At 61.0% G+C, this 15,307-nt stretch carries 17 protein-coding genes; 11 read left to right on the top strand and 6 right to left on the bottom strand.

What is annotated here, in order from left to right; all coding sequences use genetic code 11:
• Positions 1-28 precede the first annotated feature (28 nt).
• Positions 29-922, bottom strand: a complete 894-nt coding sequence (locus KW824_RS05915) for a DNA replication terminus site-binding protein (RefSeq protein WP_218409234.1) — start codon at positions 920-922, stop codon at positions 29-31.
• Between the two features lie 523 nt (positions 923-1,445).
• On the opposite strand from KW824_RS05915, the gene KW824_RS05910 reads away from it, so the two are divergent.
• The 7 genes from KW824_RS05910 to KW824_RS05880 all read left to right on the top strand — a co-directional run bounded on the left by KW824_RS05910 (position 1,446) and on the right by KW824_RS05880 (position 7,284).
• Complete coding sequence (locus KW824_RS05910) at positions 1,446-1,655, top strand: DUF1127 domain-containing protein (protein WP_005331430.1); 210 nt, start codon at positions 1,446-1,448, stop codon at positions 1,653-1,655.
• A gap of 272 nt (positions 1,656-1,927) precedes the next feature.
• Positions 1,928-2,944, top strand: coding sequence for a succinylglutamate desuccinylase (astE, locus tag KW824_RS05905; protein WP_103244600.1), 1,017 nt, complete (start codon positions 1,928-1,930; stop codon positions 2,942-2,944).
• A 261-nt stretch (positions 2,945-3,205) separates the two neighbouring features.
• Entirely contained in the window at positions 3,206-4,303 is a 1,098-nt protein-coding gene (gene pdhA, locus KW824_RS05900) for a pyruvate dehydrogenase (acetyl-transferring) E1 component subunit alpha (protein ID WP_218409233.1), read from the top strand.
• Positions 4,296-5,282 (top strand): alpha-ketoacid dehydrogenase subunit beta, encoded by a 987-nt coding sequence (locus KW824_RS05895; protein WP_218409232.1) that lies wholly within the window; start codon positions 4,296-4,298, stop codon positions 5,280-5,282. The genes pdhA and KW824_RS05895 overlap by 8 nt, the downstream gene beginning before the upstream one ends.
• A gap of 94 nt (positions 5,283-5,376) precedes the next feature.
• Complete coding sequence (locus tag KW824_RS05890) at positions 5,377-6,477, top strand: dihydrolipoamide acetyltransferase family protein (RefSeq protein ID WP_171273547.1); 1,101 nt, start codon at positions 5,377-5,379, stop codon at positions 6,475-6,477.
• Positions 6,478-6,682: 205 nt separating this feature from the next.
• Positions 6,683-6,892: a cold-shock protein gene (locus tag KW824_RS05885; RefSeq protein WP_005331438.1), complete on the top strand. Its 210-nt coding sequence runs from the start codon at positions 6,683-6,685 to the stop codon at positions 6,890-6,892.
• Between the two features lie 95 nt (positions 6,893-6,987).
• Positions 6,988-7,284, top strand: a complete 297-nt coding sequence (locus KW824_RS05880) for a hypothetical protein (RefSeq protein ID WP_171274350.1) — start codon at positions 6,988-6,990, stop codon at positions 7,282-7,284.
• On the opposite strand, the gene KW824_RS05875 is transcribed toward KW824_RS05880, so the two are convergent.
• On the bottom strand, positions 7,271-7,519 hold the full coding sequence (locus KW824_RS05875) for a TIGR02647 family protein (RefSeq protein ID WP_139434838.1): 249 nt from the start codon (positions 7,517-7,519) through the stop codon (positions 7,271-7,273). The genes KW824_RS05880 and KW824_RS05875 overlap by 14 nt on opposite strands.
• Positions 7,520-7,767: 248 nt before the next feature.
• Here KW824_RS05875 and KW824_RS05870 point away from each other — a divergent pair, with 248 nt between their 5' ends.
• Positions 7,768-8,325, top strand: coding sequence for a hypothetical protein (locus tag KW824_RS05870; protein WP_218409231.1), 558 nt, complete (start codon positions 7,768-7,770; stop codon positions 8,323-8,325).
• 94 nt (positions 8,326-8,419) lie between these two features.
• The gene (locus KW824_RS05865; RefSeq protein ID WP_005331447.1) at positions 8,420-8,812 is read left to right on the top strand and encodes a DUF2750 domain-containing protein; all 393 of its coding nucleotides are present in this window, start codon (positions 8,420-8,422) and stop codon (positions 8,810-8,812) included.
• An 86-nt stretch (positions 8,813-8,898) separates the two neighbouring features.
• On the opposite strand, the gene KW824_RS05860 is transcribed toward KW824_RS05865, so the two are convergent.
• Positions 8,899-10,689: an extracellular solute-binding protein gene (locus KW824_RS05860; protein ID WP_371316611.1), complete on the bottom strand. Its 1,791-nt coding sequence runs from the start codon at positions 10,687-10,689 to the stop codon at positions 8,899-8,901.
• Between the two features lie 152 nt (positions 10,690-10,841).
• On the bottom strand, positions 10,842-11,735 hold the full coding sequence (locus tag KW824_RS05855; protein WP_218409229.1) for an EamA family transporter: 894 nt from the start codon (positions 11,733-11,735) through the stop codon (positions 10,842-10,844).
• Between the two features lie 215 nt (positions 11,736-11,950).
• Here KW824_RS05855 and KW824_RS05850 point away from each other — a divergent pair, with 215 nt between their 5' ends.
• Positions 11,951-12,139, top strand: a complete 189-nt coding sequence (locus tag KW824_RS05850; protein WP_218409228.1) for a hypothetical protein — start codon at positions 11,951-11,953, stop codon at positions 12,137-12,139.
• On the opposite strand, the gene KW824_RS05845 is transcribed toward KW824_RS05850, so the two are convergent.
• Complete coding sequence (locus tag KW824_RS05845; protein WP_218409227.1) at positions 12,136-13,323, bottom strand: HD-GYP domain-containing protein; 1,188 nt, start codon at positions 13,321-13,323, stop codon at positions 12,136-12,138. The two genes, KW824_RS05850 and KW824_RS05845, sit on opposite strands and share 4 nt — an antisense overlap.
• Positions 13,324-13,496: 173 nt before the next feature.
• Here KW824_RS05845 and rsuA point away from each other — a divergent pair, with 173 nt between their 5' ends.
• On the top strand, positions 13,497-14,189 hold the full coding sequence (gene rsuA / locus KW824_RS05840) for a 16S rRNA pseudouridine(516) synthase RsuA (protein WP_218409226.1): 693 nt from the start codon (positions 13,497-13,499) through the stop codon (positions 14,187-14,189).
• A 176-nt stretch (positions 14,190-14,365) separates the two neighbouring features.
• Here the strand turns inward: rsuA and KW824_RS05835 are convergent, their stop codons facing one another.
• Entirely contained in the window at positions 14,366-15,268 is a 903-nt protein-coding gene (locus tag KW824_RS05835; protein ID WP_218409225.1) for a DMT family transporter, read from the bottom strand.
• Positions 15,269-15,307: the final 39 nt, after the last annotated feature.

Here is a 15,307-nt window from a genome sequence, read left to right as displayed (position 1 = left end):
CTCATGGCCCGGATCTGGTCAGGAGTCGCTAGCCCTGATAACGATAGAGGTGCAGCCGCTCTATGATGGCTTCGCCGCCAATCTTGCGATCCCGCCGCGCCTGGCGCAGCTTGGGCGGATAGTGGCCCAGATGGGTGACGGCGGGTTGGGTATCCGAGCAGAGCAGCAGGGGCAGGCTCGCCTTGAGCTGTTGCTTGCGCGGCGCCCTGTCCTGCCAGAGCAGGTTGATCATGGGATGGGTCTTGACCGGCCGGCGGATCCGCAGCTGCACATCCGCAGGTAGGCGACGAATGTCATACACCTCCTGATCCACCATCTTGCTCCACTCCTCGTTGCTGGAGAGTGCCGGCACATAGCGGCGGCTGCGCTCCAGCATTTCCAGCACCTGCTCGCGGCTGAGGCGACTGATGCTCTGCTTGTCGGCCCAGGTGAAGCCGAGCGAATGCAGCTCTCCGGTGAGCAGAGTGAGCTTGCGATAGACCTGCAGGGTGATGACCCCGGGTAGAGCGCCGTGCACCAGTTCGAACTTCTCGTCCCGCCCGCCGGCGTCCTGCACCAGGGCTTTGAAGGCGAGCTTGTGGCCGTTGATCTCGTCGAGCAGCGGCTGTAACAGAGGGGCGCTGGCGGCGGGCAAGCGCAACCAGCCAGGCAGCCGGTGAGTCGCCTTGGTGGAGCAGCCGGGGCGTGCGCTGTGATCCTGATAGGCGGTCAGGGTGGCGGCCAGCGCCTCCTCCCCCGAGAGATAGCCCACTTCGATGGCCTCGATGGGATCGTGCTCTTCCCCTTGTGGCACGGCGGGCAGGGGGTAGACATGGGCCTCCAGCAATGGGAGCTGGCCGAGCTGTCTGGCGAGACGGGCAAGGGACTCTTCCAGCGCGTCCATCTGTTGACGCAGGGCGGCGGTGGGGGTAAAGGTGTCCATCGGCATATCCTGTCTGTTCCCCCAATCCGTCACCCGAAAGGTGGAAAGCTGGGAGCATGATTGAACTACTGTATAAATAACCATACCAGTATGACGGGAAGGCGCCAAGTGCCGCCTTTCAAGCGCCGTCCGGAGGCGGCAGCCCTGGTCGCCTTCCGAGGGTTGCCTGTCTGTATCATCCTGTTAAATAACGATCTTTAAGTGATCCAATGATTAACAATTGGCGCCTGGGCCGAGGTAGCCACGCCCTGCCTGGCACTCGGGCTCTGCATAGCTAACGTGGGAAACTGCATACTTAGAAGCAGATGATGCAGGAGAAAATGCTGTTGGGCAGAGGGAGGGAATGTCTGGTTAATATTTCATATATAAATCAATCTGTTGTGTTTTTCCTCATGGCGAGATCAGCCATTACTTTTACTAATCCCATGTATCAAAATTCGTCAATTGAGGCACCTCCTCGCCCTGACTAAGCTTTGCGCATCAAATCCGAGCCTTGCGCAGAACTAGAGAGAGGAGCCATATCATGGCCAACATGACTTATACCGAAGCCGGTTACCAGGATTCCAGCGAATCGAATCTGGTTGCTCGCGTCAAGATGACCGTCCTGACCTGGCTGGAACGCAGCCGCAGTCGTCGCCAGCTCTCCGAGCTGCCCGCCTACCTGCTCAAGGACATCGGTCTGAACGAAGCCGACCGCTATCAAGAGACCACCAAGCCGTTCTGGCGTGGTTGATCAGCCGGGCATGGATGCCTCGTTTTCTTGCTGATCTGAACTACTCTGCCTGATGCTCTTCGCCCCCGGACGGGCCTGATTTTTCCCCTGTTGCCGCTTCCTGTTTTCCCCCTTGTCTGTTTTTCCTTCTGTTTGCCCCCTGCGGCATGATTTGTCATCATCCATCGCCAACTTTGTATCCTTACTGTTTGAATTTGTTTAAAAACTGATTTTAAGCTCGGCTGCCTTACGTATAATCCGGCCATAGCATTCCAGACAAGAGGGTGAGATGGATGATTCCCCAGCATGACTTTTTGGCTCTGACCCGCCGCCACGAGTGGCAACTCGATCCTTTTGCCTTCGACCTGGCCAATGGCACCCGGGTGAGTGTGTGGGACACCGGCGTACTCTGCCTGGAGCCCACAGGGACGTCGCCTGGCGGGCGCAAGGACATAGTGCTCTCCTGCGGCATTCATGGTAACGAAACCGCCCCCATCGAGATCTGCAACCAGTTGCTGACCCGGCTGCTCAGCGGGGAGATCCAGGCCTGCCACCGGGTGCTGTTCCTCTTTGGCAACCCCGCCGCCATGAACCAGGGGGTGCGAGAGGTGGAAGAGAACATGAACCGGCTCTTCTCGGGCGCTCACAGCAAGGGGGAGGGGCTGTGCAACAGGGAGCGCATTCGCGCCATGCGTCTGGAGCAGTATGTGAGCCGCTTCTTTGCCGACCCCGCCAGGCCCCGTTATCACTACGATCTGCACACCGCCATTCGCGGCTCCCGCCACGAGAAGTTTGCGGTCTACCCCTTCCCCCACGAGCGGCCGCACTGCAAGGAGCAGGTGCAGTTCCTCGGGGCTTGCGGGGTGCGCACCATACTGCTCTCGAGCGGCCCGACCACCACCTTCAGCTATTACAGCTCGCACCAGCATGGCGCCCATGCCTTCACGGTGGAGCTCGGCAAGGTGCGCCCCTTTGGCGAGAACGACATGACCCGCTTCATCGAAGTGCGTCAGGCGTTGCAGGAGCTGGTGACCCGGGATGAGGTGATGCTAGAGCCCTGGCGGGCGGATGACTTCACGATTTTTGCCATCGATAGGGTGATCAACAAGCAAACGGCCGAGTTTCGTTTCCTGTTTGCCAGCGACGTGGACAATTTCACCGAATTTCCCCAGGGGTTTGTGCTGGCGGAAGACGGAGATCGGCAATACAGGGTAGAGAAACCGCGGGAAGCGGTGGTCTTCCCCAACGCCAACGTGGCCATCGGCCAACGTACCATGCTGCTGGTGGTGCCGACCCGTTTGTGGGAGTGATCTGAGCCCATTTTTTCACGCCAATCCAGCGCCCTTGGCGGCGTGCCAAATACGGGCGTGATCCCGAACCCGCTCCGACAGGGAGCCCGGAAGGGCTCCCTTCTTCGTTTCTGCTCGCCGAAAATCTCATCTTCTTTCTGAAATTAAAGAAGTTTCTACTGGTCTTACCTGACTGAATCCCGTTGCCCTTTGCTTAACATATTATTTACATTCTAAGGGTCACCTCATGGTGGTGACGCTGACAACGGCAAGGAGCCAGTTATGACCCATGTCGACATCCCCTTCCTTCGTTACCTCGATGAGGAGGGGCGCCCGGTCGCGACACTACCGACCTGGCTGGACAAGGCGATGCTGCACACCTTCTACCGCAACATGGTGATGGTGCGCAGTTACGACAAGAAAGCGATAGCACTGCAGCGAACCGGCAAACTCGGCACCTTTCCCTCCCATCTGGGGGCAGAGGCGGTGGGGATTGGAGTCGGTCTCGCCATGCGACCGGAGGATGTCTATGTGCCCTATTACAGGGACATGCCCACCCTCTATGTGCGGGGCGTGCCCATGGAGCAGAACCTGCAATATTGGGGCGGAGATGAAAGGGGCAGTGTCTTCTACAAGGCCGATGGCGAGTTGTCGGAAGACTTGCCCATCTGCGTTCCCATCGCCACCCAGATCACTCATGCCGCTGGCATAGCGGCCGCCTTCAAGCTGCGCAACCAGCCCAGGGTCGCCGTGGTGACCATAGGCGATGGCGGCACCTCCAAGGGGGATTTTCTCGAAGGGCTCAACTGCGCCGGTGTCTGGCACCTGCCCATGGTGATGATCATCAACAACAACCAGTGGGCCATCTCGGTGCCACGCAAGCTGCAGTCGAGCGCGCCTACCCTGGCCCAGAAGGGCTTAGGGGCCGGAGTGCGCAGCCTGCAGGTCGATGGCAACGACGTGGTGGCCGTCTATGAGGCGACCCGCGCCGCCATCGAGCGGGCCCGCAGCGGCAAGGGGCCTACCTTGATCGAGGCGGTGAGCTATCGGCTGGGGGATCACACCACGGCCGATGATGCGACCCGCTATCGGGATGCGGCCGAAGTGGAAGCTGCCTGGGCCAAGGAACCGGTCAAGCGGCTGCGCCAGTTCATGTTTGAGCAGGGCTGGTGGGACGAGCAGCAGGAGCAGGCATTGCTGGCCGAGGCGGCCCGCGAGGTCGAACGTGCAGTGGCCGTTTATGAAGGCACAACGGCGCAGGCGCCGGAAACTCTGCTCGATTATCAGTTTGCCGAGCTGCCGAGGGAGTATCGTGCCCAGCGTCAGCGCATCATCGCCAAGGGCATGCAGCAGCGCGGCGGGGAGACACACCATGAGTGACATGACACTGCTCGAAGCGGTCAATCTGGCATTGCACCATGAGATGGAGCACGACCCCGATGTGGTGGTGTTGGGTGAAGATGTGGGAGTCAACGGTGGGGTGTTTCGCGCCACCGTGGGCCTGCGGGACAAGTTCGGCTTCAAGCGGGTGATCGACACGCCGCTGGCGGAGGGACTGATAGCCGGGGTGGCGGTCGGCATGGCGACCCAGGGGCTCAAACCCGTTGCCGAATTCCAGTTCCAGGGCTTCATCTTCCCCGGCATGGAGCAGATCATCTGCCAGGCGGCACGAATGCGAAACCGCACCCGCGGCCGGCTCTCCTGCCCCATCGTCTACCGCTCCCCCTACGGTGCCGGTATTCATTCGCCCGAGCACCACAGCGAGAGTGTGGAGGCGCTGTTTGCCCATATTCCGGGCCTGCGGGTGGTCATCCCCTCCAGCCCGAGGCGGGCATATGGCCTGCTGCTCTCGGCCATCCGCGATCCGGATCCCGTGATGTTCTTCGAACCGGATCGCATCTATCGCTCCATGAAGTCGGATGTGGTGGATGACGGCGTTGGCCTGCCGCTGGATGTGTGTTTCACCCTGCGACCCGGACGGGATCTCACCGTGGTCGCGTGGGGGGCCTGCATCCAGGAGGTGATGCGAGCCGCCGCCCTGCTGGCGGAACAGGATATCCAATGCGAGGTGCTGGATCTTGCCACCATCAAGCCGCTGGACATGGAGAGCATCCTGGCCTCGGTGCGCAAGACTGGGCGTCTGCTGGTGGTGCACGAGGCGTGCGGTAGCTTCGGGGTCGGTGCCGAAATTGTGGCACGGGTCACCGAGGAGGCGTTGACCTCCCTCAAGGCGCCGCCAAAGCGCCTCACCGGGGTGGATGCCGCCGTCCCCTACTACCGCAACGAGGAGTATTACCTCATCACCGAGCAGGATATCGCGGATGCGGCTCACCAACTGATGGAGAACAAGTGGCTATGACGTCTCTCAACTGTTGGCGCCAAGGCGCCCGAGCAAGGAAGAGCCATGAAGTCGGTCAATCTTTGGTGATGTTCCCGCGGATGGAGAACTGGTCATGAAATTTTTCAAATTACCGGATCTGGGTGAAGGATTGGCCGAGGCCGAGATCGTCGAATGGAAGGTCAGCGCCGGCGACACCGTGAGTGTCGATCAGGTGCTGCTGTCGGTGGAAACTGCCAAGGCGCTGGTGGATGTGCCCTCGCCGGTGGCGGGGGTGATCGCCAGGTTGTGTGGTGCCGAGGGGGATATTCTTCACATCGGTGCCCCCCTGGTTGAGTTCGAAGGCGGCGAGGATGACGGCACCGTGGTGGGCAAGGTCAGCGCCCATCAGCACCACATCGAGGATCACTTCGTGGTGGGGGCCATGGCGCCCGGTGGCACCCTGGTGCAGGCCATGCCAGCGGTGCGTCTGCTGGCGCAAAAGCTGGGGCTGGACATCGACAGGCTCAAGGGTACCGGCAGTGCTGGCATGGTGACCGAGCAAGACGTGCAGAGCGCCTTCGAAGCGCTGCAAAGCAGCGGCAACGAATTTCTCAAGGGGTCGCGCCGAGCCATGGCAAAGGCGATGGAGCACTCTCATCAGACGGTGGTGCCAGTCAGCATTACCGACGAGGTGGACTTGCGCCACTGGCGGGTAGACGAGGACGTAACTGTGCGCCTCATCAAGGCCATCGGGGTTGCCTGCCGTGCCGAACCCTCCATGAATGCCTGGTTTGACGGGGATACTCTGTCGAGGCGATTGTTCAGGGAAGTCAATGTGGCCATCGCCGTCGACTCCAAACACGGGCTCTATGTGCCGGTCATGGAGAACGTGGCCGAGCGGGAGAGGGCGGACATTCGGCACGGACTGGATAGGATGATCGCCGATGTGAAGGCGCGCGCCGTGCCGCGGGAGATGCTGCAGGGGGCGACCATCACCCTCACCAACTTCGGTGCCATCGCAGGGCGTTATGCCAGCCCTATCGTCACGCCACCCCAGGTGGCCATCATAGGGGCGGGCAAATTGTTCGAAAAAGTGGTCTTCATCCATGGGGAGGCACGGCCGGTCCGGGCACTGCCCTTGTCGATGACTTTTGACCACAGAGCCTGTACCGGCGGGGAGGCTGCGCGCTTCCTCAAAGCCCTGGTTCAGGCACTGGAAGCGGCGGATGCGTAAGTGATTGCACCCTGCCCCTGGCGGGGTGCAAATTTGGTTGCGTAATCGACAAAGGCACGTATAATCTAAACCAGCTTGAAAGGGCGTTAGTTATGTCAATGAATATGATGTTTTGCATCTTTTCCTGTTGTTCATAAGTTAATCCCGTTTTTGAGCTTTACCCGCTGAAAAGCATAAGTAATTATTTTGAATACAGGTTAAAGATATGTCTAACATGATCACCGGTACCGTTAAGTTTTTCAACGAAACCAAAGGTTTTGGCTTCATCCAGCAAGAAAACGGCCCGGACGTTTTCGTTCACTTCAGCGCTATCAGCGGTAACGGCTTCCGTACCCTGGCTGAAGGTCAGCGCGTACAGTTCTCTGTGACCCAAGGTCAGAAAGGCCCGCAGGCTGAGAACGTAACTGCTCTGTAATTCTTACAGAATTTAAGAAAGCCGTGGTACCTCTGGTGCCACGGCTTTTTGTTTTATGGCATATTCATAAACCACCTTTGCCAATGACCATCATCATGCTCCCATCACTTTTGTTGACCGTGGTGCTTGCCAATACTCCCGTGCCGGATCCCGTGGCAAGCGAGGCTGTAACCGTGTGCCAGCAATTCGTGCAGGTCCGTTTGGGCAAGGCAGAGCAGCCCGAGGAGATCAAGGCACAGCCTGTCCCAAAGCGGGCGGGGGAGTGGCTGATCGATGGCAAGGTAAAAGGACCCGAAGGTCCTTTGTTGTTTGCTTGTCTGCTGCGGCAGGGAAAGCGCTGGGAATTGCTCAACTTCTCGCTCTGGGCGCCGCAGGAACTCAATTCGGCTTGAGTGCCACCAGCAGGTGTTGAAGATGCTCCAGCATGGTCATGCCGAAGGGAGTCAGATAGCCGCCATCGACGGCACTGATCATGCCTTGGCTGTGCAGGCGCTGCGCCGCCAGGCACAGCTCTTCAGACATGTCGCTGCGTAACTTGATCCCCAGACTCATGTTCGCCGGATCAAAGCATGCCAGTATTTTCAGCTCATTCACAAAATCGTCAGAAACCTGGTCGATCCCACTCATGGATGCACTCCTTACGCTAAAGATGTATGCAAACTAGCATTCCCGGTTTGACTTTAGTGGGCGCTGGCTCAAAGTATTGGGCTTTGTCTGGGCCGGCTGTGCCCGAACGCTGCTTTTTTGGCCGGAAGCGTCATGCCCCGGCTGGCTGGACGAGCAGAGTCCGCGTGCCGTTAAACATGGTAGAATGGTCCCTCTTTTGTCCCCCTGGCCAGGTATGAACCCAGGTCTTCCAGCTCAAGGCGCGTCTCATGATCACTGTCACTCTGGTATCTCTGCTGCACACCCTAGGTCCCCGCTTTCCTGTTTATGCTCCCTCCTTGTTGCTTCCCTTGCTCGATGAGCATCAAGGGGATCTCTGGCTGCCTTCCATCAAGGGGGCGGATGTCGCCGCCCTGCGCCAGCATGCCAAGGTGGGCGGGGCACAGACTCTGGCGCCTCTGGCAGCGGGGTGGTGCGATTTCGGGACCGGCGGCGAGGGTGAGACTCCCGAGCTGGATGCACTGGCCAGTTACGACGAAGAGATGCTGGACAACCTGCTGATGTACTGGCACAGCCCCGGCAAGATCAACAGCCCGATCACCGATAACCTGTTCGAGCTGCGCCGCGAGGTGGTGGATGAAGCCCATGGCACCAGGCTGGCGGCCGCCTGGGAGCAGCAGCAACAGGCACGCTTCGAGCAGATCATGCAAGGCGTGCAGGCCGGGCGGGATCAGCTCTGTTTCGTCGAGGTGGAGTCCGCCTACTGGTTGCGCCAGCGTTTCTGCGAGACGGCGGAGATCACCCTGGTGACCCCGGCGCTGGGCTGAGATAGCCGAAACAAGAGCAACTGAGCACTCTTGCTGGACAAGGCGCCAGCAAGATGTGAACATGTCGCCCTTTATTGAATGAGAGACTTGACCAATGAGCTATGAACTTAGCGACACCGAGCGCAATGCTGCGCTGCAACTGAACGCCGACTACCGCTTTGATCACTTCATCAGCAAGCTGGTCGAGCACGAAGAGCTGTTTGTTCTGACCGACGAGCACGGCGTCATGATGCTGACCACCGAAGACGAAGACTGTATCCCGGTCTGGCCGCATCCGGAATACGCCAAGGCCTGGGCCGAAGGCGAGTGGGCAGATTGCAAGCCGCAGTCCATCACCCTCAAGGTGTGGCTGGATCGCTGGGTCGATGGCATGGAGCAGGACGAACTCTGCGTGGCCGTGTTCCCGACTCCGGAGCAGGAAGGCATAGTGCTGGATCCGGCCGACGTGGCCGACGCCATCGCGCAAAAGCAGGCCAAGCGCGGCTAAGTCCCGTCCCGGCGCTGCCGCCACAAAAAAGACCCCGCCACAGTGCGGGGTCTTTTGTTTGCGCCGAACCAGAGCGCGGAGCCGGCTCAGGGTTGTTGGTAGCGGGTGTCGATCACAGTGACGGGAGGGAAGGTCTTGCCCTGCTTGATGGCGGCTTTCGTCTCCGCTTTCAGCTGCTCGTCAATCCAGAGCAGGCCGCCGAAGCTGTAGCCCGAGTTGGCGCCATCCAGGGGCCAGTAGAGCAGATCGCTCTGGGGCGTTGCCGGCGTCTTGGGCAGTTTTATCCAGCGCCAGGCACCTGCCCGGGTATAGGGGACCTGATAGGCGGGGACGAAGCTGGCCAGCTCATAGAGCCGCTGCTGGATCTGCCGTGAGAGCTCGGCCTTCTTGCCGAAGTCGAAGGCCTTGTCGTATTGCTCCACCAGGGCCGAGATGGCGTCGTCATCGAGGTTCATGATGTTGTTGGTCTGGGGCTTGTTGGCGTTGACCTTGTGGAAGTGCTCCCAGTAGGCGGGATAGCGGCCACTGCTCCAGGCCATCCAGGCGCTCTGGTGCTTCTTCTCCAGCATGGATTTGAAGCCGGCGGAGGCATCCATCAGGTTCAGCTCCAGATTGAGACCCGCCTTCTTCGCCTCTTCCCGCAGCAGGGTCAGGCGCTGGGCATGCTCCGCCGTGGTGTAGGTGATGCTGAGGGAGAGGGGCTGGCCCTTGTCGTTTTGCAAGACGCCATCCGGTCCCGTCTTGGTGAAGCCCGCCTTGGCGAAGTAGTCCCGCGCGAGCTTGGGATCGAAGGGGCGTGCCTTAATGTCGGTGTTGGTGAAGGCTCCCTGGCCCGAGCCGTAGCTGTTGAGGCGTTGGTAGTCACCCCGCAGCAGGGTGGCGATCATCTTGTCGAGGGCGAGGGCATACTGGATGCCGAGCCGCACATTGATATCCTTGAGCAGCGGGTCGGCGGTGTTGAGGTAAAGCCCCATGGGAGACTGCGGCGTCTGGTTGTAGAACCAGAGTCGTTCGATATAGCCCTTCTCGAATTCCGCTGTCTTGCTCTTGTCGTGCCACCAGTTGGGCATGACCAGTGGGAAGGTGTCGAGATCGCCGCGCAGGAAGTGTTGCCAGGCGATGTTCTGATCCCTGAGCACCTTGATCTCTATCCGGTCCGGGTTGAAGCGGTGTTGGAAGTAGCGCTCCCCGTCACCCCACCAATCCTTGACCCGGTTGAAGGTGACCGACTTGCCCTTCTTCAGCTCGCCAATCTGGTAGGCGCCGGTGACCGGCAGCACCTTCCAGTTGTACTCCTTGACCCAGTTGGCCGTGAGCCTGATGGCATGGCTCGGCTCCGGGCTGAACGGCAGGGATTCCAGCAAATCCTCCCGGCTCTTCTCGGTGCCGCTGGTGATGGCGAGGGTGTGATCGTCGAACTTGGTCACCTCGCTTATCTGGGTGCTGTAGTAGTTGTTGTACCAGGGGTCGTTTATCTCCTTGCTGCGCATCATCTTGAGGGTAAAGAGCCAGTCATCGGCGGTGACTGGCTGGCCATCCGACCAGCGCGCCTTGGGGTTGAGGCGAAAATAGAGGGTCTTGTGATCGGCGCCGAAGGCCCATGCGCTGGCCAGCATGGGAATGGGATTGCCGGTTACCGGATGGGTGGCGAGCAGGGGCAGGTTGGTTTCGCGGACGTAACCGGCGAAGCCGCCGTTGGAGTCGGGCCCGTACTTGCGCAAGGTGAGCGGGAAGCTCGACATGAAGTCACGGAAGGTGCCGCCCCGTTTGGCTTGCGGGTCGGCATAGACGGGGTCGGTGTCATTGCTCTCCCACTTGAGATCTGCCGGCAGGGTGGCGCTCCAGCCGAAGGCGCTCCAGCAGAGGGGGAGCATCATGGCCGCGACCCGTATGACACGGGGCAAAGGGGGGATGACCGAGGGTGAACTGTGCAGCATGTCCTTGCTCTCCTGATGGTTGGCGTCCTGCCGGGGTCAAGCCGTGAGGCCCGGGAGGGCCTGCTTCATCATGGGAAGTTTCCCCATCGAGGTCAATGCTCGGCTTGTGCCTTGAACAGCCTCATTTTTCCACCCAGCAGATGGACCACGAAGCCGAGCAGCACCAGGCCGGATCCCAGCCACTGCAGGGCCGTGGGGTGCTCATCGAGCAGCAGAGCGGCCGCCACCATGCCAACACAGGGCACCAGCAGGGAGAGTGGCGCCACCTGGGCCACCGGATAGCGCATCAGCAGCCGCCCCCAGAGACCGTAGCCAAGCCAGGTGGCGACCAGCGACAGATAGAGCACGCACAAGAACCCCTGCCAGCTGAAGTTGAGCAGACTGGTGGCAATGACATCGGGCCCCTCGAACAGCCAGGAGAGCGCGAAGAAGGGCAGTATGGGCACCAGGCCGCCCCAGGCGATAAGGCTCGGCAGAGCGGTCTGGTAACGCAGCCCAATCTGGCGATTGATGACGTTGCCCAGACCCCAGCAGGCGGCGGCGCACAGGGTCAGCACGAAGCCGAGCAGGGTCAGGTTGCCTTCGCCATGGGTGGCGATGAGATAGAGACCGGCCCCCGCCAGCGGCAGCGCCACCCAGTGGTGGGGCTGCCAGCGCTCCCCCAGCCAGATCATGGCGAACAGCAGGGTGAACACCACCTGGGATTGCAGCACCAGCGAGGCCATGCCCGCCGGCATGCCGAACTTCATGGCGCAAAACAGGAAGGCAAACTGCCCCAGGCTGATGGCGCCGCCATAGGCCAGCAGCCAGCGCCAGGGCATGGCGGGTCTGGGCACCAGCAAGATGGCGGGGAAGACCACCCCGACGAAGCGCAGCGCCCCCAGCAGCAGCGGCGGTATGCCCTCCAGCCCCCATTTGATCGCCACGAAGTTGAGTCCCCAGCAGAGAATGACCAGGGCGGCCAGACACTTGTCCTTGGCTTGCATACAGCGTCCTTGTGTGAGAAGCAGGGCCATGAGATGGCGTCGGAAGGGAACGAGCATACCCTCGACAGGGTGGTCGGCGTCAAGCCGCAAGCGAGGTGGCGTGCGATCGCTCCGGGTAGTTCGAGCAAAGAGGGCGGCACGCCGGGGGAAGACTAAGCTAGTAGGAGAGCGCCCGATACGATGGGCGGCTACCTATGGCTGACTGGAGGTGTCCCATGAGCGACCATACCCTGCTGCCCCATGGTGAGGATCTGCGCCGCGCCGTACGCTGGCTCAGCGAACACCATGAACACGACATCCGGGCCATCGAAGAGGCCTGCGTCCGCTTCGATCTCTCCCCGCTGGATGAGGAGTTCCTCCTCCGCTATTGCCGCGAGCAGGCACCGGAGACCCAGGCTCGCTAGACGAAGTTGGCCAGGTTGATGCCAAACTCCTTGGGATCGACCGTGCTCTCTATGTTCTCCTGCCCCCCGTTTCTGGCAAGATCCAGCCACTGCACCTCGAGGTAGTGGCGCTGGGTGGTGTGATAGATCACCTTGACCACCGGCTTGAGTGGCTGCTGTTCGTTGCGCTGCATCACGACCGCCAGCCGCTGGTTGGAGAGCTGCACCAGGGTGCCCACCGGATAGACCCCCATGCACTTGATGAACTTGGTGACCAGCTCGGCATCAAAGTGCTGATTGATGCCTTTGAGCAGAATGCGAAACGCCTGGGTCGGCTGCATCCCCTGCTTGTAGACCCTGTCGGCCGTTACCGCATCGTAGACATCGACGATGCCGCTCATGCGGGTGTAGAGGGAGAGCTGATCCCCCTTGAGTCGCTGCGGATAGCCGGTACCATCGAGGCGCTCGTGGTGGTTGGCGGCCACCTCCAGCATGGTGGGGGTAATGCCGGCGGTATTGCTGAGGATGTCGTAACTGTGCACCACGTGCTGGCGCATCACGCCAAACTCCTCGTCGGTCAGCTTGCCCGGTTTGTTGAGCACCTCGTCCGGGGTCATGATCTTGCCCACGTCGTGGAGCAGGCCGCCCAGGGTCAGCTCCTTGAGCACGCTGCGCTCAAGCCCGAGGTAACGACCGAAGTTGGCGAGCAGTATGGCCACGTTCATGGAGTGCTCCATCAGGTAGGCATCCTTGGCCCGGATCCGTGCCAGACAGAGCATGGCGTCGCCATGGGTGAACATGGTGTCCACCATCTCCTCGGCGACCGCCGCCAGCGGCGTGATGTCGATGGGCTCCCCGGCCTTGAGATGGCGAATGAACTTGCCCTGCAGCTCGCGGGCCTCCTGATAGAGACGGCGGATCTTGAGCTCGCGCCCTTCGCCACTGCCTGCGGGACGCACCGAGCCGGCGCTGTGGGCCGGGCTCGGGGAGATGACCTGCGCTATCCCGGGCAGCTTGCTGCGGGCGAGATCCACCTTCACCGTCAGCACGCCGCGCCGGATCAGCACATCCACCTGCTGACGGGTGGTCACCAGCCCCGTCTGGGCGATTTCCATGGCGCCGGTCTGGCTGGCGATGGCAATGACGTACATGCCAGGTCGCAGCTGGTTGACGGGGATGACGGGATGAGGCTGAGTCGGCTTCATGGGGCTTCCTGGGATTATTATTATGCGTGGTGTCGGCGCGCTGCCGGCAGTCTATCACCGGCACATCATGGCGTCAGGCGCCATCTGCCTAACTTCTCCCTTAGTGCTGGCGTTGTGGGGACCGGCCTATATAATGACGCCCCTTGATAACGTTGGATTCCGAGGTTTTGTGCATGCGGCTCGATAAATTTCTTTGCGATTGCTCCGATTTGACCCGTTCCCAGGCGGGCAAGCTGATCCGTCAGGGGGAGGTGATGGTGGACGGGATCCTGGTCAAGCAGCCCGCGTTCCACATCAATGAGCAGAGCCTGATCGAGTTTGATGGCGTGACCTTGACCCTGAATCAGCAGAATCGCTACTTCATGCTGCACAAGCCGGAAGGCTACGTTTGCTCCAACGAAGACCCCGATCATGCCACCGTCTTCCATCTGCTTGATGAGCCCGCCATGGGCAAGTTGCACGTGGTGGGCCGGCTCGATCTCGACACCACAGGCCTGGTGCTGATCACCGACGACGGCAAGTGGTCCCACCGCATCACCTCGCCGCGCCACGAGTGTGCCAAGACCTATCATGTCTGGCTGGCCGACCCCGTGAGCGAAGAGGCCATCTCGCTGTTTGAAGATGGCGTCTACCTGCGTAACGAGACCGACAAGACTCGCCCTGCCCAGCTGGAGATCCTGGGGGAGTGCGAGGCCAGGCTGACCATTCACGAGGGCAAGTACCACCAGGTGAAGCGGATGTTTGCCGCTATCGGCAACAAGGTGATAGGGCTACATCGGGAGCGGATCGGGGCGCTCGGCCTGGACGAAGAGCTGGCACCGGGGGAATACCGGGAGCTGACTGCCGAGGAAGTTGCCCAGTTTTAATCACGCCATCCGATGGCGAACGTTCGCAATGATGTTACCGCGTCCGATTACGCCGCGACTAATCGAACCTACATAACCAATTGAATTTTGTAGGTTCGAATAGCGAAGCCTATTCGGACGATCCTGAGAATTGGGCGTAGGTTGGCGCTGAGCGAAGCACAACAGCAACCTCCGACTTACCCCGCTCCCAGTACCAGTGCCGTGCCCAGGGTGGCCAGCAGGGCGCCGGCCCAGGCGGGCAGGGCAGGGCGCATCCCTGAGTGCCACCACAACAGGGGCAGCAGGATGACCGGCGTGGTGGAGGAGAGGATCGCCACCATGCCCACGTCTCCCTGACGCAGGGCCACCAGGATGAGCGTCATCCCCAGCGCCATCGCCAGGAAGCCGTTGATGCCTATCATGCCAAGCACCTGACGGTTGATGGGGTTGTGGGGCATGGCTAGCGGCACCCTCAGCACCCGCAAGGCACAGTGTGCCAGCAGGGCGCTCCCCATGCGGATACCGGAGGCGCTCACCGCGTCCACGTCGCCAGCCATCATCACCGGCTTGGCGATGATGGCCCCCAGGCTCTGACACAGGGCTGCGGTCAGGCCGAGCGCGATGCCGACGGCGAGGTGGCCGCGCACCTGCTCCCACTCGTTGTGCTGCTGCGCGTTGCCACGGCGGCCGAACAGGATGGCAAGCATGACCCCGGCCAGCACCAGCAAGGCCCCCACCAGACGCCAGCCACCGAGTTGTTCGCCGAACAACCAGAGCCCGAGCAGGGCGGAGAAGAGTGCATGGCAGGAGAACAGCAAGCCGCTGCGCCTGGGCCCCAGTCGGTTCATGCAGGCGAACAGGGCGGTGTCACCGACGAAGATGCCGATGAGCCCCGACAACGCCAGCAGTGGCAGGGCGCTCTCGGTGAGAGTCTGCCAGCCCCCCGTGATAAGGCTGGCGTTGGCCAGCATCAGACTGACCAGAAACATCCGCCAGCGGCTGTAGGCAAAGGCCCCCAGATGGCGCGCCGGTTTGACGGAAATCAGGGCGGCGACGGCCCATAAACTGGCGGCAGCCAGCGCCAGCCACTCATACCCCATAAAGACCCCTGAAACGGTAGAAATCAGCCGGGCGGATGC

Origin of the sequence: Aeromonas sp. sif0611 (genome assembly GCF_019218845.1) — a bacterium.
Classification (GTDB): domain Bacteria; phylum Pseudomonadota; class Gammaproteobacteria; order Enterobacterales; family Aeromonadaceae; genus Aeromonas; species Aeromonas media.
Note: the sequence above shows the minus strand (reverse complement) of the source record. Positions and strands in the feature narration are given on the sequence as shown.

Bases quoted from the DNA above. Each gene is read 5' to 3' on its own strand.
- KW824_RS05915 (WP_218409234.1), bottom strand. From the start codon at position 922: ATGGACACCTTTACCCCCACCGCCGCCCTGCGTCAACAGATGGACGCG.
- KW824_RS05910 (WP_005331430.1), top strand. From the start codon at position 1,446: ATGGCCAACATGACTTATACCGAAGCCGGTTACCAGGATTCCAGCGAA.
- astE (WP_103244600.1), top strand. From the start codon at position 1,928: ATGATTCCCCAGCATGACTTTTTGGCTCTGACCCGCCGCCACGAGTGG.
- pdhA (WP_218409233.1), top strand. From the start codon at position 3,206: ATGACCCATGTCGACATCCCCTTCCTTCGTTACCTCGATGAGGAGGGG.
- KW824_RS05895 (WP_218409232.1), top strand. From the start codon at position 4,296: ATGAGTGACATGACACTGCTCGAAGCGGTCAATCTGGCATTGCACCAT.
- KW824_RS05890 (WP_171273547.1), top strand. From the start codon at position 5,377: ATGAAATTTTTCAAATTACCGGATCTGGGTGAAGGATTGGCCGAGGCC.
- KW824_RS05885 (WP_005331438.1), top strand. From the start codon at position 6,683: ATGTCTAACATGATCACCGGTACCGTTAAGTTTTTCAACGAAACCAAA.
- KW824_RS05880 (WP_171274350.1), top strand. From the start codon at position 6,988: ATGCTCCCATCACTTTTGTTGACCGTGGTGCTTGCCAATACTCCCGTG.
- KW824_RS05875 (WP_139434838.1), bottom strand. From the start codon at position 7,519: ATGAGTGGGATCGACCAGGTTTCTGACGATTTTGTGAATGAGCTGAAA.
- KW824_RS05870 (WP_218409231.1), top strand. From the start codon at position 7,768: ATGATCACTGTCACTCTGGTATCTCTGCTGCACACCCTAGGTCCCCGC.
- KW824_RS05865 (WP_005331447.1), top strand. From the start codon at position 8,420: ATGAGCTATGAACTTAGCGACACCGAGCGCAATGCTGCGCTGCAACTG.
- KW824_RS05860 (WP_371316611.1), bottom strand. From the start codon at position 10,689: ATGATGCTCCCCCTCTGCTGGAGCGCCTTCGGCTGGAGCGCCACCCTG.
- KW824_RS05855 (WP_218409229.1), bottom strand. From the start codon at position 11,735: ATGCAAGCCAAGGACAAGTGTCTGGCCGCCCTGGTCATTCTCTGCTGG.
- KW824_RS05850 (WP_218409228.1), top strand. From the start codon at position 11,951: ATGAGCGACCATACCCTGCTGCCCCATGGTGAGGATCTGCGCCGCGCC.
- KW824_RS05845 (WP_218409227.1), bottom strand. From the start codon at position 13,323: ATGAAGCCGACTCAGCCTCATCCCGTCATCCCCGTCAACCAGCTGCGA.
- rsuA (WP_218409226.1), top strand. From the start codon at position 13,497: ATGCGGCTCGATAAATTTCTTTGCGATTGCTCCGATTTGACCCGTTCC.
- KW824_RS05835 (WP_218409225.1), bottom strand. From the start codon at position 15,268: ATGGGGTATGAGTGGCTGGCGCTGGCTGCCGCCAGTTTATGGGCCGTC.